Raw genomic sequence first — 20,386 nt, 5'->3', positions numbered from 1 at the left:
TAAGGAGAGGCGGGGAATTAACTACTAATTTTTGCCTTATCAGTCGGATTTTTTGCACTGGACAAAAGCATCCCCATTAGACCCAAAGCTCTAGTGGGGATGTTTTTTACTATTCTATTCTTCGGCTTCTTCTACTACCAAATCAAGGCTAGTAATACTAATACAAAATAGTCTATTAAGGCAATCTTTAATTTATAAATTGAAGGTAATTTCCAGTAAAATGAAGAGGATGGGAAAAAAGCTTCTTGACGGCCTGGTTGGGATAAGGCCGTGCTTTGGAGCGAACCAGCCAACTGGTTTGGCGTTTGTGAGCCCATTCGGTTGGTGCGACCGTCAGGGAAGCAACTGCCATTCAGCTGCTGCTTTGACCGTAGTTGCTGATTAATATTCGGAGATGACAAAGAGGGTGAGCAGAAACGCGCGTTTCTGCTCACCCTCTTTTAATTAATAATCACCATTCATAATCGAATTCTTAACCACCACATAGTCAACCTTTGTTAAGGACTCTAGGTCCCGTCCGCCGGCGTAGGAGATTGAGGACTGCAGGTCCTCTTCCATTTCTTGGAGGGTGTCCTTAATTGAGCCTCGGTATGGCACTAACATTTGTTTACCTTCCACGTTCCGATAAGCTCCCTTTTGGACTTCAGAAGCCGAGCCCCAATACTGTTTGTATTGCTTCCCATCAATCGTAATGACGTGGCCTGGTGATTCTTGATGACCTGCTAATAGCGAGCCAATCATTACCATACTAGCCCCAAAGCGGACCGATTTAGCAATATCACCATTGTGGCGGATTCCCCCGTCGGCGATTAAAGGTTTGCGGGCCGTTTTACTACATAAACGCAAGGCATCTAGTTGCCACCCGCCGGTCCCAAAACCGGTCTTTAACTTCGTGATGCAGGCTTTCCCCGGACCAACTCCCACCTTCGTCGCATCGGCCCCAGCATTTTCAAGATCACGCACCGCTTCTGGAGTAGCAACGTTACCAGCGGTTAAGAAAGCCGTTGGTAATTGCTTTTTGATGTACTTAATCATTTGGATCACGAAATCCGAGTGCCCGTGAGCCACATCAATCGTAATGTATTCTGGTACCAGTTGCTTAGCCTTCAGTTGGTCAATAAACTCATACTCCGCATCCTTAATCCCAACGGAAATCGAGGCAAATAGGCCCTTTTTGTGCATCCGCGCAATAAAGTCCGCCCGGGTTGTCGGATTAAAACGGTGCATGACGTAGTAGTAGTCATTGGCCGCTAACCATTCCGCTAAATCCGCATCAATCACACTGGCCATATTAGCGGGTACCACCGGAATCTTGAAGCGCCGGGGGCCAAATTGGACACTCGGATCAGCTTCCTTCCGACTTTTGATAATGCACTTGTTAGGAATTAGTTGGATATCATCGTAATCAAATGTTGGCATAAATTAACCACCTTTCGGTTCTAAGCAACAAACCAAAGGATACTATACCAGAAATCTAAGCTTAGTCAAGGGAAATCCGAATGATTTTAAGTTGTCATTTAAGAATCGTTTTCCATATAAAAAATAACCAGCAAGAAAGATTACTTTCTATTCTGGTTATTCAAAATCTCCGAACAATTAATCTGTAAATTTCACTGCAGTTCCGTAAGCTACCACTGACTGCATATCACTCGCAATTGAGCCAGAATCAAAGCGCATCATCACCACAGCATCTGCCCCCTTAGCTTTGGCTTCTGCTTGCATCCGTTCAATCGCTTTTTCCCGGGAAGCTTGTAGCATCTTCGTGTAACCGCGGACTTCACCACCGACGATATTCTTTAAGCCGGCCCCAATATCGCTGACGACGTTTCGGGATTGGGTGGTAACCCCAAAAACTTCACCAAGGACTTCATATTCATGACCAGGAATCCGTTCTGTCGTAGTAATTAACATTGTATTTACTCCTTTCGACCTTGCATAACGCTTTAATTAATTATCCCTTGTTAAGGATAACGGTGTCAATTAATTTTAAGGTACAATAGAGATAGTACTTTAGTTGAGGTGAAAAGAATGGATGTAACTGTAACACGGGAAGGTCTGACCCTCCGGGGTGTCCTTGAAGGTACGGACCGCTTACAAAACGAAAAAATTGCGATTCTAATGCATGGTTTTCAAGGAAACCGCGGTCGCGAAAAAGGTGAGCTCCTTTATGACCTTTCCCACTATTTAAATCAAGTTGGTATTCCAACCTTACGCTTTGATTTCGCAGGTTGTGGCGCTAGCGATGGTAAGAATCAGGAAATGACAGTCCTAGGAGAACTGTTAGATGGAATGGCCATCGTTGACTACGCCCGGACCACCCTTGGGGCAAAAGCGATTACTTTAATTGGTCACTCTCAAGGCGGGGTTGTCGCCTCAATGATTGCGGGTTACTACCGCGATATCATTAAGAAGCTCGTTTTATTAGCCCCCGCCGCTACACTCAAGGATGATGCCCTCCAAGGAATTTGCCAAGGGAGCACCTATGATCCAAATCATATTCCATTAGCGGTTCCCGTCCATGAACGGATCGTCAGCGGCCAATATTTCCGGACGGCGCAGCTATTACCGATTTACGAAACGGCCCAACATTTCGCTGGCCCGGCCTTAATTATTCACGGTTTGGCTGATGACATTGTTTCGCCAGAAGCTTCCCGAAAATACAACGTAATCTTACCGAACAGTAAACTCTACCTCATCGAAGGTGAGCGTCATCGATTAGAAGGGCCAAAATTACCAATGGTAATGCAAACAGTCGCTGAATTCTTAAAATAATAATATATATATGTACACTAAAAGGGCCTGCGCCATCCAGCGCAGAGCCCTTTTATTAGTTATTTATGACGCGTTTGTCAGTAGTTATTACTTAAGACCCTTCCAGGACCATTCTTCAACTTCTGGCATGTCCTTACCTTCAGTCCGGATGTAGTGGTTGTGCTTTGCAACCATGTCATCCATCTTTTGAGCGAAGGCAGCACCCTTTTGTTCGTAACCCTTAATGTTAAGGATTGCGTCCTTAGCCAAGTGGTACCGGTCAAGTTCGTTCAATACCCGCATGTCAAATGGAGTCGTGATGTCCCCGTTTTCGATGTAGCTGTGAATGTGAACGTTGCGGTTGTGACGTGGGAAGAAGAGACTTTGCATCATGTCACGGAAACCGTGCCATGCAAAGACAACTGGCTTGTCCGCAGTGAAGTAACGGTCGAATTCTTCATCAGACATTCCGTTAGGGTTCTTGTCAAGCGTCATCAACTTCATAACGTCAACCACGTTGATAACCCGGATCTTCAATTCTGGGAAGGCATCGTGCAATAATTCAACTGCCGCGAAGACTTCTTCAGTAGGTTCAGTACCAGCCGCTGCAAAGACAACATCTGGTTCAGCACCTTGGTCAGTAGAAGCCCAGTCAACGTAGCCAAGACCGTTAGCTACCAATTCAGTAGCTTCGTCAATGGAGAACCATTGAAGCCGTGGGTGCTTGGAAGTAACAAGCACGTTGATCTTTTCCTTTTCACGGAAGATCTTGTCAGAAACTGCCAAAAGCGTGTTGGTGTCAGCTGGCAAGTATTCACCGATCATGTCTGGACGTTCCTTTTCGTAAAGGTGCGTCAACAGACCTGGATCTTGGTGAGTGTAACCGTTGTGGTCTTGTTGGAAGACCGTTGAAGTATCAACGAACGTCAATGCTGGGTAGTCATTCCGCCAGTATTGTTCCTTAGCCTTCCGCATCCACTTCATGTGTTGCGTAAGCATGGAGTCAACCACCCGACCGAATGATTCGTAGGTTGCAAAGTAACCGTGACGACCAGTCAAAGTGTAACCTTCAAGGAATCCTTCAGCTTGGTGTTCGGAAAGTTGTGAGTCGATGATCCGACCATTTGCAGCCAAGTCTTCATCGTTTGGTTCATGAACAGAAGCCGTCCAAGTCCGCTTTGCAGTATCAAGTGCTGCGTAAAGCCGGTTAGACTTGGATTCGTCAGGACCGAACCCACGGAAGTTGTTAGGGTTGAGTTCCATCATCTTAGCGATGTACTTACCCCATTCGATCATGTCTTGGTGCTTTTCAGTACCGTGGTCCTTTACGTCAACCGCAAAGTCACGGTAATTTGGCATCCGAAGAGCCTTTTGGTTAGCCCCGGCGTTGGTTTCAGGGTTCATAGCCATCCGCATATCAGCAGCTGGTACGTTTGCCCGTACAGCGTCAACTGGGTAACCATTTTCATCGAAGAGTTCTTCTGGCTTGTAAGACTTCATCCAGTCTACCAACATGTCCTTGTGTTCCATTGCATCTTGGGCAACCGGAATAGGAATTTGGTGAGCACGGAATGAGTTTTCGATTGGGTTACCATCAAGATCCTTCGTAGGACCAGTCCAACCCTTAGGTACCCGGAAGACGATCACTGGCCATTGAGCCATTGAACCATCGTTGTTTTCACGAGCGTTCTTTTGGATTGCTTGGATTTCTTCGATGGCAGTGTCCATCACCTTAGCCATTTCTTCGTGGACTTCCATGTGGTCCTTAAGACCATCAAATTCGCCGTCCTTGTAAGCAGACACGAAGTAAGGCTTCCAGCCAAGACCTTCGAAGTACTTAGTAACTTCTTCGTCGCTCATCCGAGAAATCATCGTTGGGTTAGAAATCTTGAACCCGTTAACTTGAACGATTGGCAATACAGCCCCGTCAGTAACTGGGTTGATGAAGCGGTTAGAGAACCATGAAGCAGCCAATGGACCAGTTTCGAATTCCCCGTCACCGATTTCAACAGCGGCGATTTGGTCAGGGTTGTCCAAGATAGCCCCAACACCATGAGAAAGGGCGTAACCTAATTCCCCACCTTCGTGAAGGGAACCTGGAGTTTCAGGAGCAGCGTGTGAAGCAGTTCCACCTGGGAAGGAGAAGTGCTTGAAGAGCTTTGCCATCCCTTCTTCATCTTGGGTGATTTCTGGGTAAATTTCAGTGTATGAACCGTCAAGGTATGAGTTGTTAACCATAACTTGACCACCGTGACCAGAACCTTCGATGTAGAACATCTTAACCCCGTACTTCTTGATAACCCGGTTTAAGTGGGCGTAAATGAAGTTTTGAGGAACGATCGTACCCCAGTGACCAATTGGCTTAGGCTTAACGTCTTCAGCCTTTAATTCCCGACGCAACAATGGGTTGTGCATCAAGAAAAGCGTACCAACTGAAAGGTAGTTAGCAGCGCGCCAGTAAGCATCAACATTTTCCAAGTATGCCTTGGAATCGTAATCTACTGCCATTTAATTTAACACTCCTTTTTGTGTAAAGAAATAACTACGTGTTTGACTTTAACGCATCGTAAATCTCAAGCAATTTACGATTATCATGATAAAGCATTTCGCCAAAAAGTCAACCTTTTTGAAAATTGATACGGTCCAATTTGGTTAACGCTTATCAAAATGCGATTAGATCAACCTTTAGCGTCTCTATCAACTCCTTCATTTTACCGAAGGAAAGCGGTTTACCAAAACTTTTTGCTCAAAATTTTTCCGGATTTTTGGAGAATTTTAATTTTTATAAAAAAAGAAAAACGAGGCCGATTCTAATGAATCAACCTTCGTTCTTCTTATTTCAACCAGTCCGTCAAGTACCATGAACGATACCGTTTCAATAACTTTACCCTTGTCTAATCGTAAGAAAAAAGTTGGGCTTACAGACACCAAACAAGTTGACAAAGTCTTTTAATTCACCACCAATTCCGCTTCCCGAGTCGCTTGACTAGCCCGGGTGGAGAAACCAGCAATAATGCAAGCGATCGTCACAATCGTTGGAAAGACAGCGAACGGGATGTAAGCTACTGTCGAAACTTGTAAGGTTGTGGCAATAAAGACCCCCGAAACACTCCAAGGGACAATGGCGTTAACGGCTGCCCCGGCATCATTTAAGATCCGCGTCATACATTGCCGGGGTAAGTTGTGGTGATCAAAGGCTGCCTTAAAGGATTCCCCGGGTAGGATAATGGCTAGGTAGTGTTCTCCAACTAAGAGATTCACCCCAATACAAGTCAAAGCCGTGGCGACCGTCAAACCACCGGCCCCCTTAACTTTAGCTTCAATTAATTCGATGATAATACTAATGATCTTAAACTTAATCAAGAGCCCGCCAAGGGTTAGCGCAAAGATAATCAAAGCTTCCGAAGTTAACATACTACTAATTCCGCCCTTTGAAAGCAAAACGTTGATCGTCTTGTTTGGCGTGTGGGCGACGTAGCCATTCATAATTAAGTTACTAATCTTGCCGATCGTCGTCGTTGGGTCATGGAACCAACCCAAGGCAATCGCAAACATCGCTCCTAACCCTAAGGAAGGAATGGCGGGAACCTTAAAGAAGGCTAAAATAATCAAAAGTAAAACTGGTAATAAGGTAATTGGGGAAATCCAGAAACCTTGCTTTAAGCCCTGCATCATCTTATGAATGGCGGCCAGACTTGCCGTCTTCGAATTCAAGCCAGTCACCGTAAAGAAAACCAAGGAGATGGCCCAGGCCGGTAAATCCGTCCAAAGCAACGCCCGAATGTGACGGTAGATATCAATTTGGCCAGTTGAGGCCGCCAAGTTTGTCGTCCCCGAAAGCGGAGAAATATTGGCTCCACAGAAAGCCCCCGAGACAATTGCCCCGGCTGCTAAACCAAGGTTAATGTGCAATGTAGCCGCAATCCCAATAAAGGCAATTCCCATCGTAGAAACACTGGTGAAGGAACTCCCACAAGCAATGGCAACTAAGGTACAAACCAGAAAGACCGTTGGTAAGAAGAATTGCACTGAAATGATCTTAAAGCCAAAGTACATAATAGTTGGAATTGTCCCAGAGAAAATCCAAGTGGCGATCAAAACCCCAATCGTCAGAAAAATCACCAGTGGATCAATCCCTGCCCGGAGCCCCGTTCGCATTCCGTCCATTATCGTCGACCACTTAAAGCCCCGTATCCGGCCGTAAAGCATTAGGAGGACAAAGGCAATTAACAAGGGTGCTTGTGGTTCTTGGTGCTCAACGATGATTAGAAAACCCAACAAACTTAAAATAACAATTAAAACAATGACACTTTCCGTGAAACTAAAGACGGGTTCGACCCGATTTTTTAACTTACGCATCGTATTTCTCTCCTTTTAGTAATCTATGACCGCCAATTATTCCCCGTAATAATATCGATCTTGACCACTAATTTGCTCGACCCAACACTCCTTTTGCATATAAATTACCCCTCTCTTTTTCGTTTTAATAAAAAAATCCCTCACCTGAATTACTCAGATGAGGGACGAATGATTCCGTGGTACCACCCAGCTTCGCATGGTTACCCATACCTCTAGCCAATACAGCGGCCAACCGCGATTCTTTATTGGGATGGAGTGTAATTCGCAGTTACGCTTTACGTTGGTTCTCAGCACCACCAACTCTCTTGGCCAGGGAACGAAACTCCTACTTGGCTCCACGGAATCATTAGAAAAATTTAATTAAGTTGTTGTTATTTAACCATGGTTTTACCTAGCAGTCAACCAAGAAAATTAGTAATTTTTAATTTAATACTAATCATCCTAATTTAATTAATCTTAAAAGCATTTACTTATTTTAAGTGATATTTTGTTCTTCGAACTTTTCAAAAGTAATCAAGCTTAACTTGATCACCTCGACCAATTTTCTGGTATTCTAAAGAAAATCAACGAAAGAAGGCTTTTATCATGAAGCAAATTAACGTGGCGGCCGCAGTTATTATTAAGGACGATCAGATTTTAGCTGGGCAACGCGAAGGGGGCCGCTTAGGTTCCGGAGCCTGGGAATTACCTGGGGGGAAAATTCAAGCTGGTGAAGATCCGCGGGTGTCGCTCCAACGCGAACTAGCAGAAGAACTTGGTAGTAATTCGATCATTGGCGAACGGGTTCTCCCAACTGTCGTCCATCAATACCCATGGGGCGAAGTTCACATGCAAGTCTTCTACGCTCGCTTAACGAATCACCAACTTAAAACCAATGCCCACACTAAACTTCGCTGGGGGACCCCAAATGAATTAGCGGAACTCAACTGGCTCCCGGCTGCCAGGCCCGTTTTAGCTAAACTCGCTGAGGTTGATTTAGCCCACATCCAAATTGAAAATCCTGCTCAGTTCTATACCCATCAAGTTGAATACTACGAAACTGACCGGATGGGGATTAGCCACCATTCTAACTATATCCGGTGGATGGAAGAATCCCGAACCCGCTTTTTTGCGGCAATCGGCTGGGACTATGGGCAATTAGAACAGACTGGGATCATCTCTCCGGTTGTCAGCGTTAATTGTCGTTATAAGCAATCCACCACTTTTGGTGACCAAGTCGACATCAAATTAGCCGTTAAGCACCTAGACCGGGTTAAATTAACCTTAGGCTATGAAATGACCTGCGAAGGGAGCCTCGTTTGCTTAGGTGAATCAGAACATTGCTTTACTAAGGATGGACGCTTACTCCGGATTGATCGTGAGCTCCCCGAACTCTACCAAACCCTAGCCAAATTTTTGGCCTAATCATTCGTCTTTTTGCAATTCTCATCATTATTTTTAAGCAAAACATCGCAAAATAATTACTAACCATGGTACAATTTCCCTAGTTTAATACTAATCATTCACCAAAGGGGATTTTAACATGCAGTTTTCACAGCGTATTTTAAACGTCCAGCCATCAGCAACGCTTGCCTTGTCAGCGAAAGCGAAGGCAATGCAAGCCCAAGGAATCGATGTTTTGAACCTTACCGTTGGGGAACCGGATTTCAATACCCCCACTCATATTCATCAAGCGGCAATCCAGGCCATCACCGATAACCAAGCCGACTCTTACACCGCAGCAACGGGAATTTTCCCCCTCCGGGAAGCGGTCGCTAATTTCAATAATCAGCAACACGGGACCAACTTCACTGCTAAAAACGTGGTAATGACGGTGGGAGGAAAGTTTGCCCTGTATGCGCTCAGTCAAGTGCTGCTTAATCCAGGTGATGAGGTTCTCATCCCCCTCCCCGCTTGGGTTAGCTATTCCGAACAGGTTAAATTAGCTGGCGGTGTACCAGTCTTTGCTAAACCACAAGCCGGGCAGTTAAAAGTTACCCCGGCTGAACTAGCAGCTGCTTGGACCCCCAAAACTAAAGTCCTCATCCTTAATTCACCAAACAACCCAACCGGTGAAGTCTACTCCAAGGATGAACTACTCGCCATTGGAGAATGGGCAGTTGCCAAAGACTTAACAATTATTACGGATGATATGTATGGGTCCTTAGTCTACAACGGCACCCAGTTCACCTCCCTCTTAGACTTAACCCCAGCAATCAAAGAGCACACGATTCTGGTGAACGGCTTCTCCAAGGCCTACGCCATGACGGGGTGGCGGGTCGGTTACGTGATCGCTAATGAAGCGTTGATTCAACGCCTCGGTAATTTCATCGGCAACACCACTGGAAACTTAAACGCCGCTAGTCAATATGCGGCCTTAGCAGCAATCACTGGTGATCAAACTTGTGTTGAAGAGATGCGCCAAGTCTATGAAGAACGGTTAAATACAATCTTTCCATTAATTAATGCCTTACCGGGTATTTCATTAGTTAATAAACCAAGCGGGGCTTTCTACCTTTTTCCCGATGTTAGTGCAGCCGTGAAGGCAACCGGATTTACCTCCACCGATGACTTCGTCGCCGCTGTCTTGCAAGAAGCTCATGTCGCCCTGGTTCCCGGAAAAGCCTTTGGCATGGACGGCCACGTACGCTTGAGTTATGGAACGAATTTAACGACGCTTAAGACTGCCATCCAACGGCTACAAAACTTTATTTCTGATCACCAAACGGGCACCAAGCAAAATTAGGTTTAACCCCAACCATTTTCGCTGATTTTCTTATTACAAATGCCCAGCCAGGATGCTATACTATGTTCATTGGGCTGATTGTGCAAATTTTTAAGAGAACTTAATTCCTTACTCCCATTTGGATACTGCTAAGTAAGTCTACTTCTATTACTTAGTTTGTTCATGTTACTCTTTCTATTAGACACCAATTAATACCTTAGCACACGGGAATTTATAAATCCTGGCCAGTCAAAGATAGCCACGAAGAAACGACACGATTCTTCGTGGCTTTTTGAATCGAGATTGAAAGAGTGCTACGATGATAAGCAAGGCTGGCATCGAATAAATAAAGCGCCGTGAAAATTGGCTAAAACCAGTTTTCACGGCGCTATTCTTTTCTCATCTCATTTTACCAGGCACTGATAATCTGCTTATAGGCCTCAATCGTTGCTAAATAGGAACTAATCGTCGTCCACTCATCAACTTGGTGGGAGCTTTCCCAGGCATCTGGCCCTAAAACAGCCACCGGTAAACTGGGCTTAGCTTTAGTGAAAACACTAGCATCAGTTGCCCCATTAATCGTGCGTACTTTAGGAAGCAACCGCTTATCAAGCTTCCCAAAGCAGTGCTGACTTGCCTTTAGGACCGTTTGGATAAACTCGTCTTGCGGGGCCGTTCCTACCGGATAGAAGTCATGAATAATGGTCAATTCCAGGTTATTTCCTGGGAAATCATTCTTTAATTGGGTTACCAACTGCTGTAACCGATCAATTACTTGGCTATTTGGGACTACCTTGGTCGGTCGGACATTCCCCATTAACTCTGCTTGGGCAGGAATCGAATTAACCTGATCGCCACCCTTAATTACGGTTACACTATGTTTAACCGTCCCCAAAATTGGATCTTGCGGTAAGTCTTGAAAGAGCCTAGCTTCTTCCTGATAAAATTTAACCAACGGCGTCAGGGCATTTACCCCTGCTTCGGGTGTTGATGAGTGCGCTGCTTTACCAATGCTTGTCAAACGGTAGTTAATGCTTCCGGCATGGGCATAAACAACATCCCCACCGGTTGCTTCTCCAACCAATAGCGCATCAAGATCGTTGGCAGTTCCTTGCTTCAAGAGCCGATTAGCACCCGGCGTGCCAAATTCTTCACCAGCCGTTGCGAGAAAGCGAAGGTGTCCTGAGATTTTCCCGGCTTCATATAGCTCAATTAAGGCAATTGCTTGCGCGGCCAAACCGCTTTTCATATCAGCAGCCCCGCGCCCGTAGATCCGGTCACCGTCAACCGTTGCTGCAAACGGTGGGTAATGCCAAGCCGTCTCGTCACCAACGGCCACGGTATCCATATGCCCCGTTATCCCCAGGACATGGTCACCGGTGCCAAGCTCTAAAACCAAATTTGCTCGTCCCGGCGCAAATTCATCAACGGTGGCGGTAAGACCATGTGCTTGGAATAAACGTTGAAGGTAATTAGCAACGGCCACTTCATTTTGATTAACCGTTGGTATGTCAATTAGGTCCGTTAAAATCTTTAATTTTGTGTTCTCTTTCATAATGATCCCCCTTAATAATAGTAGAGGGTGGGAATTTTTTCAGTTTTCTCCCGCCTACCTGCCGGCTTTCCGTTGTACCTAGCGAACTTGGTGGTTCAACTTCTTAGCTAACCAGTCCCCGACCAATTGAACGATCAAGACAAAAATTAAAACTAAGAGGGTGGCTACCACCGTCACATCGTTGTTAAACCGGTTGTAGCCGTAAGCAATTGCTGTGTTCCCAAGGCCACCAGCCCCAATGGCCCCAGCCATAGCAGTTAAACCAATTAAACTAATCAAAGTTACCGTTGAAACCCGCACTAATTCCGCCCGGGCTTCACTTAGGTAAACATCAAAGATGATGTCCCAATTGGTAGAACCAAGGGCTTGGGCAGCTTCAATCTTCCCCCGGTCAACACTTTCTAAGGCCACTTCAACTTGCCGGGCAAAGAAGGGGAAGACCCCTAGAGAAAGCGGAACTAAGGCCGCCGTTGTCCCAATTTGGGTCCCCACAATTAATTGGGTGAAGGGCGCGATGAAGGCTAACAAAATAATGAAGGGGATTGCCCGAAAGAAGGAAACAATCTTATCGCAGATATTAAACCAGACCCGGTTAGCTAAGATTCCCCCCTCTTTGGTTAACACCAAGGTAAGACCAAAGACTAATCCTAAAATCCCACCAACAACCGCTGGCCAGAAGGTCATAAAAATCGTTTGAAAAATTGCCGTGCCCCATCCGCTGTCACCAGTCCAGCCCAGGCTGGCAACGTTTGGTAAATATTTTGAAATTAACTCACTCATGCTAAGATTCCTCCATCAACCGGACTAACTTCGACGTTAAAACTCTTCAATAACTCTGTAACTTTAGCTTGTTGTGCTGGAGTCCCAGTAACTAGGATAAACATCGTCCCAACTGGCTCATCCCCTAACACTTCAATGTTTCCATAAAGCATCGAAACATCAACGCCCACTTGTTTGTATAGTTCGAGAATGATTGACTTGGTAACGTTAGCGGCGCTAAAGACCACTTGGTAAAGTTGTTCATTATCGCTTAATTCTCCCAAGTTAAAGGACCGCAAAGTATCGGCCGCTGCTAAGGAGCCCCCTACGAACTGCCGGGTTAACTCGGCTTTTGGCCGGAGGTAGACGTCCCGGAGGTTGCCTTGTTCAACTACCTTACCGTGTTCCATGACGGCAATCTTATTAGCGACCTTCTTAACGGCATCCATTTCGTGAGTGATTAAGATAATCGTTAAGCCGAGTTGCTTATTTAACCGTTTCAAAAGGTCCAAAATTTGGTTGGTGTTTTGCGGATCCAGAGCTGAGGTAGCTTCATCAGAAATTAAAATTTCTGGATCATTAGCCAAGGCCCGCGCGATGGCAACCCGTTGTTGTTCCCCACCAGAAAGTTGGACCGGATAATTTTCGGCCTTGTCCTTAAGGCCCACTAAATCTAAGAGTTCATAGCACTTCTTTTCAATGGCGTCATCGTCCAGGTCACTGTGCTTTAAAGCAAAGGCGACATTTTCGATCACCGTTGTTTCGTTTAAGAGGTTGAAATGTTGGAAAATCATCCCGATATTCCGTCGCTTAGCTTGTAATTCCTTACCCGAAATTTGCGCGACCCCGTCCTTAAAGAAGGTCGTCCCCGCAACTTCAATCGTTCCGCTAGTTGGTAACTGGAGGAGGTTAATTGTCCGCACCAAGGTGGATTTACCTGCTCCAGAATAACCAACGACCCCGTAGACATCGCCCTTATCGACCTTGATGGTCACGTCTGAAACGGCGTGGAGATCACCGAAAGTTACCGAAACGTGATCCAAATCAATGATGTGTGACATAGTCATCCCTCCGTGTAAATTACTTTAACTTCAAATTCCAAGCAGCGATTTCCTTATCGCCGTAGTACTTTTGAATTAAGTGCTTAACTTGCGTTGTTTGGTAAGCCTTTACCACGTCTTGGTAAGCTTCCTTGTTTTGATCCTTCTTGTTCGCCGCAATGAGGTTAATCCATTGCTTAGAATCCTTGTTAACTGGTTCCGTGTAAAGAATCTTGTTATCAGATAACTTGGCTGCTACCGCGTAGTTCGTATTTACCACTGCGGCATCAACATCATCAAGGGACCGGGCTGTTTGTTCGGCCGCCAATTCCTTAATCTTCAAGTTGTGCGGGTTACTCTTGATATCAGCAACCGTCGCTAAGGTCCCCGCTGACTTCTTTAAGGTAATTAAGCCCGCATTCTTTAACACGAAGAGGGCCCGACTTTCGTTCGAAGTATCGTTTGGCACCGCAATGGTTGCGCCATCAGGTAAATCCTTGAGGCTCTTGTACTTATTTGAGTACAGGTGAATTGGGGTGATGAAAGTCTTACCGATGGCAACTAAGCTCCCCTTATTAGCCTTATTCCAAGCATTTAAGAAAGCATAGTGTTGGAAGGCGTTCAAATCAATTGAACCATTGGCTAAGGCCTTATTGGGTTGGGTATAATCCGTAAAGGTCTTGGTCTTAACCGTAACCCCGTACTTATCTTTGGCCGTCTTGGCAACTTGATTCCAAATCTTTTCATCCGCGTTACTTGGACTAACTAGCCCGACGGTTACCGTCTTATTTTGTTTTTGTCCGGCGTGACCAAAACTAAAGATCGCGCCCACCACCACAACAATTGCTACCACTAACCAAATAATCAACCGCTTTTGTTTCTTCTTCCGCATAATTACTACTCCCTTTCTTTTTCATCCTGATAATTTGAGCGAATAAACAAAAAATCGCCCTTAACCGAAGTTTCCATCGATTAAGGACGATTGCTCGTGTTACCACCTTAGATTCATTTCACCCTCACAGGTGAAATCTCACTGAGTTACTCTTTTGAATAACCCTGCATTGGTAACGGGTGCAAACCCGTCACTGACTAATGAATCGCCAGTGCCATTCCAAGCCCATCTTCACCAACTTTGGTTAACCCTTTTTCACCAGCCAAGAGCTCTCTGTGATAACCGCTATTAGTTACTCTGCTTTTCTAAATGTTTTTTCGCTCATTTGATTGTCAAAATCTTATCATTGTTTTCTAATCTCTGTCAACTCTTTTCTTAATTTTTCTTTCAAAAAATTGGTAAAACGGTTTAGAAATAACGACAATTAAGCTCGGTATTTTCTCATTTTCAACTCCAAGTAGCGCTAAAAGGCCTTGACCAATCTGCTCTGGTTGACCAAACGATAACCTGTTTTTTCCATTAAGGAAGATTACTCGCCCCCACCCCCGAACCTATGTTAAACTTAATTAGTTACAAATACGTTTAATTAAGGAGGCCAACCAGTGCAAAACCCATTTGGTAATCAAAATAACAATCAAGATTTCTTAAAGAATCTTCCCGTTCCACCGAATTACGCGAAGGTAATCAACGATGCGGGTGATATTCGGATTGCCAAGGTGGGGATTTCTTGGACCACCTTTTGGTTTGGCCCCCTTCCGGCGATTTTCCGGGGTGACTGGTATAACTTTGCTTTGATGCTAGTTTGGGATGCAATTTACGTCCTCTTTGCCCTGCTGTTTCACCTTGGGGCCCTCTTAACTTTCCCGTGGCCGGCCGTCTTATTTACCTTCATCTACAATATGATGTATTTCCGCCACCTCTTTACGAAGGGGTACCGGCCAATGGACCAGCAATCCCGAGAATTACTGATCCGCAGTAAATATCTTAAAGAAAAATAGGCCCTGTGAAAGAGAGACCGGGAAGAAGCGCTTGTTTCTTCCCGGTCCTTCTTTCATACTCTGTAACTACGGTCAAAAGCCCCTGCCTAAACTCTCGCCTTAATAAGCATCAAAGTCCTCCTTAGGGTAAATTGATGGGCGTCAATGCAATGGGCGTTTTCATAAGGTAAACTTAATCGGGTTTTCTAATCTATGGTATAGTGGATTTAACTTAATTAAGAAGGTTGTGATCGTATTCAAGTTTTAGGAATTTTTGCTGGTACCAATCCAGATGGCATTACGGCGCAAATGTTAGCGACGGTAATGGATAATATTAAAGCCCCAAATACGGCAATTACGATCAACCTAAATGACTATAATCTCCATCCTGCCGGGCCCAAACACCCCAACCGTGATTTAGGTAAATTGGTTCAACTCTTGATCAAGAGCGATGTTTGGGTAATCGCCACCCCAACCTACTGGGGCCACGAAAGCGGGACCTTAAAACAGTTCTTTGATATCTTACGGCACTATCTCGTTCGTATTGATCACCGGGGTGGGATGCATCCGGGGCGCTTTAAAAATAAGCATTACGTTACTTTGACTTCTTGTTATAAGCAGGCGTGGGCCAACTTCTTCAGTCCGGCGACTGATCCGACTTTCCAAACCGTGGACAAGGTTCTCAGTACTGCTGGCCTAATTAAGCTTGGCGAAGCCGTTCAAGCTGGCACTTGGGATCATGAAGGTCAAGGCCTCCCTGAAAAGAAAATTAACCGTTTAAGAAAGCTCAGTGAAAAGATTAATCAAAGTCAAAGAAAGGATGATCAAACCGTGAAGCGGTACTTTGAACTTTTTGCGATTGTCGCGATCATGACCTTAATTACCATGGGCATTCAAGTTGGGTTAAGCCACTTAGTTCCCGTTTCGGGTTTTTGGTGGACCTACCTTTCCTTTGTAGTGATTTTCTTTGTCTTGTTAGCTACGATCTTACACTTACTAACCGTCCGTTTACATGCGCGGAAGTAATTTCCCGGGAAATTATCATTAAATACCCCAAAAGGGACCAAGCATGCACCTGCTTGGTCCCTTTTTTCGGTAAGAATTGATTTTAGTATTTGCAAATTTGATTTAGTACATGGTGTTATAAAGCTTTGAAGTGGGTTAAGCAAGCTACGAAGTCCTCTTTAACCACCGAGTTGTAATAACCAAAATGCATAAGTTCATCGCCACCAAAGATTTCTTTCGTTGCAACGTTTTGGTATTTCCGGTTTGGATCTAAGCCGACTAGCTTAGTCTTAGTAAGGAACGGTTGGGCTTCGGCTAATAACTGACAGTCCATTACGAGGGCTTCACTTTGGTCCTTAGCGACAAACATCCACGCCACTTCATTTCCAACACCCGGATCCTTCAAGCGGAAGAAATCACCATTTACTACGAGGTCGCGAACTTCTTGATATTTACCAATTTGCTCTTTAACCGCCTGTTTTTCTTCCGTCGTTAACTTGGTTAAATCAAGTTCATAGCCAAAGACGGCACTCATGGCCACGGCCCCCCGGGTTGCAAAGGAAGTCGTTCGGCCAGTCTGACCATTTGGCACCGCCGAAACGTGGGCGGTCATTAAGGACGGTGGGTAGACCAGGCTAGTCCCTGCTTGGATCCCTAACCGGGCTACCGCATCGGTGTTATCACTTGTCCAACTTTGTGGCATGTAATAAGCCAGGCCGGCGTCAAAGCGGCCGCCCCCACCAGAGCAACCTTCAAAGAGCACATCTGGAAAGGCACTGGTCAAGCGGTCCATTAACTGGTAAACCCCTAACATGTAACGGTGATAAACTTCTCCTTGCCGTTCTGGTGGTAAGCCCACTGAGTAAATATCTGAAAGGTGCCGGTTCATGTCCCACTTCACGTAGTCAACATCATTGGCAGTTAAGATCGCCTTAACTTGCTCAAAGATATTATCAATAACTTCTTGACGACTCAAGTCTAGAATGTATTGGTCCCGAGCTGGAGACGGTTCCCGGCCTGGTACTTGCATCAGATAATCAGGGTGGTTCCGGTACAAGTCAGAATCATAGGAAATCATTTCAGGTTCAATCCAAAGCCCAAACTTTAGACCTTTCCCATGAACATAATCGGCAAAGTGTTTTAAACCATGCGGGAACTTCTTGGCAAAGACTTGCCAATCACCAAGGGAAGAATCATCGTTACTCCGGTGACCAAACCAACCATCATCCAGGACAAACATTTCAATTCCGAGATTTCGAGCTTCATCAACAATGGTCTGGAGCTTTGCCTCATCGAAATCAAAATAGGTTGCTTCCCAGTTGTTTACTACAATTGGGCGTTGGGCGTGCTTAAATTTAGACCGAACAACCCGTTCTTGGATTAAGTGGTGGAAGCCCTGGCTCATCCCGTTTAGGCCGTGGTTAGAGTATGTCAGCAGCACTTCTGGAGCTTGAAAACTAGCGCCGGGTTGAAGTTCCCAATTAAAGTTAAAGTCATTAATTCCAGCAGTTAAGCGCGTTTGGCCGAATTGGTCTTTTTCAACTTCAAAGGCATGGTTACCAGAGTAAATAAGAGCAAAGCCATAGGCATCCCCACTAAACTCCGTCGTCGCCGGCTCAACTAAGGCCACAAACGGATTCATTTGGTGACTAGAAGAGCCCCGAATACTACTATATTGGTGGATTCCCGGCGTTACCCGGGTCCGGGTAATTTGACGTTCCCGTACGTGGGCTCCCGGTAGGGAAATCACATCCAAATCCTGCCCCACAAAGTCTAGTTGCATTGAAGCCACTTTTTCAAGCTTTACCTTTGTTTCCCCGTGATTAACTACTTGGACCGACCGGGTAATGATTGGATAGTCACGGTAAATCGTGTAGGCAAGCTTAAATTCAACCTGGCTCTTTTCGTCTTGCAAAGTAACTGTTAACGTTTGGGCCTCATCGTCATTTTCAACATACGCGGCTGGTAACCCTGTCAGCTTTGGTTTCCCCGGGGTAATTTCGTAACTAACATACTTAAGCATCAAAGCGTTGGCGCCATCGGCCTGGCGAACGACGCTTGCCAGTGTCCGGAAGTCCATTTCCCCGGCACTGCTGTATTCTTCTGGAACGCTATCCCGGGAAAAGGTCCGGTCCTTTGAGCCGGGAAGGTTACCAGAGAAGCCCCGGTCTAACCGTGGGTACTGTAATTGACCATGGTAGGCTTTGACAGCTTGACCAAAGTAAAGGTGGCTAAGGGTAGCCCCAGCTTCCACACTGAAAAGATAAGAAATTTGGCCGTTGCTTAAGTGAAAGACTTTTTGTTTCTCATCAAAGGTAATTAATGTTTCCATCACATCATCACTCCTATTTAACGGTTAGAACTTCATCACCAGCATCAACGACTTCACCACTAGTTTTAATAAACTTAAATTCCTTAAACTTATCAGAGTTAGTGACCGTTACCATCACCGTATCATCCAACCCCGCTTTTTGAATGGTTGGTTGCCAGAACTCGAGGATTTCATCGCCACGCTTAACAGCTTGTCCCCGGTTGACGTAAGATACAAAGCCGGTTCCTTTTAGTTTGACGGTTCCTAAGCCCACGTGAATCAAAACAGCCATGCCGTTTCCCCCAACTAAACCAACTGCATGTCGGGTATCGTCAAAGGTTAACCGAACTGTCCCGTCAAAGGGGGCGAGGACCTTTCCATTACTTGGTTTAATTGCAAAACCTTGTCCAAGTTCGCCCTTGGCATAATGTTCATCATTTACATTGGCTAGGGCCACGAGCTTCCCAGAAACTGGTGCGGCAATGGTAGCTGCTTCTGTTTGACTATCAGCCGTATCGTCTTCATCCTTGAAGTTTTCACCCCAAGTCCGTTCGAGTTCGTCGACGATTTGGGCATGCTTTTCTTCGGTTAAGGTAATCTTTCGTAAGAAGATAATGATGGCAATGATCATCAAAGCTGCTGGTACTGCCAACATCAAAAGCTTAAAGTTCATCCGTTGGGTAGCCGTAATTGAAGCGGCTGTCGCCCCGGTCGTCATCCCAGCAATGATCGCAATTTGACCAACGACCCCGTTGGAAACAGCACCTCCGAACTTATCAATCAACGGCCGGATGGATAAAGATAAGGATTCATCCCGGTGGCCTAACTTCCATTGCCCATATTCGACCGAGTCAGTGATAATCATTAAGACAATCAAGAAGACCATTTGTTGAGGGAAGGCATAGATAATGCCGGCAATTAAGGAAAGCGCCACGCTTTTGCCGGCAAAGGCAAAGAACCCTAACCCAAGGACCATTACTAACAAACAACCCGCAAACATTTGGTGACGACTAAATTTCTTGGAGAGAATTGGGAAGAGCGCCGTGGCTGCCATCCCTGTAAAGATGTTAATCGTTGAAAGCACGGAGAAAGCCGTTGCTTTCCCAACGATGTAAGTAAAGAAGTAGATAATCAAGGAGTTGGTGATGTTATTACCAACCCCGTATACCAAGTAGGCTAAAGCCACCCAGAGTAATTGGTCATTCTTAGCAACCGCCTTGAACACACCGATCACCCCAACAGTATCTTCATCATTGTGACGAATGTCAGAGTCAACTTCGCGGTTAAAAATCCCTACACCCCAAGCCGAAAGGAGGGATAAGAAACAGATAATGGCCGCGAAGATCATCCAGCCCCGCGTATCACCTGTTGAGGTCTTGGTAGCAGAGAAGAAAATTACGGCTGGCATAACTACCACCCCAACTAAGGAACCCCCGATGGCTGAACCGATCCGGGCAAAGGTCGCCGTTTTTTCCCGTTCTTCGGAGTTCGTCGTCAACGAAGAAAGTAACGACCAAAAACCAACGTCCTTAAAGGAGTAGAAAACATCCATCGTGATGTACATAATCGCAAAGACCACGAGATAGGCCATCGCATTGGATTGGTACAAGTTGCCGAGGGGCGTAAAGAGGGCTGCTAATAGCAGTGTTGAAACCGTCCCACCAACTACAATCCATGGCCGGGAGTGACCCCACCGCGTCTTAGTCCGGTCAATCCAGTTACCAATGAAGGGGTCAATGAATAATTCAGCGATCCGTAAGATCATAATAATTGCTGTGACTAACCCGATCATTTTAGCATCTAAGGCCTTATTTCCCGAATCAAATAAGTGAGAAGTAATAAAGACAATTAGATAACCAGATAACAAAGAGTAAAATGAGTCATTCCCGTAAGCTCCAAAACTATAGGCTAACTGTTCTTTTACGGTCATGACACCTTTCTTTTTTGCCATTGTTAATTCCGCCTTTCCTATCTTTGCAAGCCATGTATCCGCTTACAAAAAATAATATATCGAATTTTTCAGGAAATGAGAA

General features: G+C 45.4%; 16 protein-coding genes, 1 pseudogene and 1 other annotated feature. Of the genes and pseudogenes, 6 read left to right on the top strand and 11 right to left on the bottom strand.

The genetic code is table 11. From position 1 onward, the window contains the following. Window positions 1-187: 187 nt before the first annotated feature. From GTO83_RS10830 to GTO83_RS00810, 3 genes are all read right to left on the bottom strand, one after another. Complete coding sequence (locus tag GTO83_RS10830; protein WP_219634231.1) at window positions 188-352, bottom strand: hypothetical protein; 165 nt, start codon at window positions 350-352, stop codon at window positions 188-190. A 92-nt stretch (window positions 353-444) separates the two neighbouring features. Continuing rightward, complete coding sequence (locus tag GTO83_RS00815; protein ID WP_180871293.1) at window positions 445-1,419, bottom strand: GMP reductase; 975 nt, start codon at window positions 1,417-1,419, stop codon at window positions 445-447. A 177-nt stretch (window positions 1,420-1,596) separates the two neighbouring features. Beyond that, the gene (locus GTO83_RS00810) at window positions 1,597-1,911 is read right to left on the bottom strand and encodes a heavy metal-binding domain-containing protein (RefSeq protein WP_180871292.1); all 315 of its coding nucleotides are present in this window, start codon (window positions 1,909-1,911) and stop codon (window positions 1,597-1,599) included. A 117-nt stretch (window positions 1,912-2,028) separates the two neighbouring features. On the opposite strand from GTO83_RS00810, the gene GTO83_RS00805 reads away from it, so the two are divergent. Next, window positions 2,029-2,772, top strand: a complete 744-nt coding sequence (locus GTO83_RS00805; protein ID WP_180871291.1) for an alpha/beta hydrolase — start codon at window positions 2,029-2,031, stop codon at window positions 2,770-2,772. A gap of 87 nt (window positions 2,773-2,859) precedes the next feature. On the opposite strand, the gene GTO83_RS00800 is transcribed toward GTO83_RS00805, so the two are convergent. Both GTO83_RS00800 and nhaC read right to left on the bottom strand, forming a co-directional pair. Then, a complete protein-coding gene (locus tag GTO83_RS00800) occupies window positions 2,860-5,259 on the bottom strand; it encodes a phosphoketolase (RefSeq protein WP_180871290.1) in 2,400 nt (799 codons plus the stop codon). Window positions 5,260-5,700: 441 nt separating this feature from the next. After that, window positions 5,701-7,110, bottom strand: coding sequence for a Na+/H+ antiporter NhaC (nhaC, locus tag GTO83_RS00795; protein ID WP_180871289.1), 1,410 nt, complete (start codon window positions 7,108-7,110; stop codon window positions 5,701-5,703). Between the two features lie 585 nt (window positions 7,111-7,695). Between nhaC and GTO83_RS11060 the strand changes: the two are divergent. The 3 genes and pseudogenes from GTO83_RS11060 to GTO83_RS00785 all read left to right on the top strand — a co-directional run. Next, window positions 7,696-8,058, top strand: a pseudogene (locus GTO83_RS11060) ((deoxy)nucleoside triphosphate pyrophosphohydrolase); the annotation flags it as partial. 42 nt (window positions 8,059-8,100) lie between these two features. Further along, entirely contained in the window at window positions 8,101-8,514 is a 414-nt protein-coding gene (locus GTO83_RS11055) for an acyl-CoA thioesterase (protein WP_370524344.1), read from the top strand. Window positions 8,515-8,632: 118 nt separating this feature from the next. Next, window positions 8,633-9,835 carry a pyridoxal phosphate-dependent aminotransferase gene (locus GTO83_RS00785; protein WP_180871287.1) on the top strand — a complete coding sequence of 401 codons (1,203 nt, stop codon included), beginning with the start codon at window positions 8,633-8,635 and terminating at the stop codon, window positions 9,833-9,835. A gap of 388 nt (window positions 9,836-10,223) precedes the next feature. Here GTO83_RS00785 and GTO83_RS00780 read toward each other — a convergent pair whose 3' ends face one another. From GTO83_RS00780 to GTO83_RS00765, 4 genes are all read right to left on the bottom strand, one after another. After that, on the bottom strand, window positions 10,224-11,369 hold the full coding sequence (locus tag GTO83_RS00780; protein ID WP_180871286.1) for an ArgE/DapE family deacylase: 1,146 nt from the start codon (window positions 11,367-11,369) through the stop codon (window positions 10,224-10,226). A gap of 78 nt (window positions 11,370-11,447) precedes the next feature. Continuing rightward, on the bottom strand, window positions 11,448-12,149 hold the full coding sequence (locus GTO83_RS00775) for a methionine ABC transporter permease (RefSeq protein WP_180871285.1): 702 nt from the start codon (window positions 12,147-12,149) through the stop codon (window positions 11,448-11,450). Further along, window positions 12,146-13,189: a methionine ABC transporter ATP-binding protein gene (locus GTO83_RS00770; protein WP_180871284.1), complete on the bottom strand. Its 1,044-nt coding sequence runs from the start codon at window positions 13,187-13,189 to the stop codon at window positions 12,146-12,148. Before GTO83_RS00770 ends, GTO83_RS00775 begins: the two co-directional genes overlap by 4 nt. A gap of 19 nt (window positions 13,190-13,208) precedes the next feature. Continuing rightward, window positions 13,209-14,060, bottom strand: a complete 852-nt coding sequence (locus GTO83_RS00765; RefSeq protein ID WP_180871283.1) for a MetQ/NlpA family ABC transporter substrate-binding protein — start codon at window positions 14,058-14,060, stop codon at window positions 13,209-13,211. 79 nt (window positions 14,061-14,139) lie between these two features. After that, window positions 14,140-14,377 (bottom strand) — a binding site (T-box leader). Between the two features lie 285 nt (window positions 14,378-14,662). On the opposite strand from GTO83_RS00765, the gene GTO83_RS00760 reads away from it, so the two are divergent. Further along, on the top strand, window positions 14,663-15,058 hold the full coding sequence (locus tag GTO83_RS00760; protein WP_180871282.1) for a hypothetical protein: 396 nt from the start codon (window positions 14,663-14,665) through the stop codon (window positions 15,056-15,058). Between the two features lie 234 nt (window positions 15,059-15,292). Next, window positions 15,293-16,063, top strand: coding sequence for an NAD(P)H-dependent oxidoreductase (locus tag GTO83_RS00755; RefSeq protein ID WP_180872078.1), 771 nt, complete (start codon window positions 15,293-15,295; stop codon window positions 16,061-16,063). 115 nt (window positions 16,064-16,178) lie between these two features. Here GTO83_RS00755 and GTO83_RS00750 read toward each other — a convergent pair whose 3' ends face one another. Beyond that, window positions 16,179-18,374 carry an alpha-galactosidase gene (locus tag GTO83_RS00750; protein ID WP_180871281.1) on the bottom strand — a complete coding sequence of 732 codons (2,196 nt, stop codon included), beginning with the start codon at window positions 18,372-18,374 and terminating at the stop codon, window positions 16,179-16,181. Window positions 18,375-18,387: 13 nt separating this feature from the next. After that, window positions 18,388-20,304 carry a glycoside-pentoside-hexuronide (GPH):cation symporter gene (locus GTO83_RS00745; RefSeq protein WP_180871280.1) on the bottom strand — a complete coding sequence of 639 codons (1,917 nt, stop codon included), beginning with the start codon at window positions 20,302-20,304 and terminating at the stop codon, window positions 18,388-18,390. Window positions 20,305-20,386: the final 82 nt, after the last annotated feature.

This window comes from Lactobacillus sp. 3B(2020), assembly GCF_013487845.1.
In the GTDB taxonomy this organism is placed as follows: Bacteria; Bacillota; Bacilli; order Lactobacillales; family Lactobacillaceae; genus Limosilactobacillus; species Limosilactobacillus alvi.
Note: the sequence above shows the minus strand (reverse complement) of the source record. Positions and strands in the feature narration are given on the sequence as shown.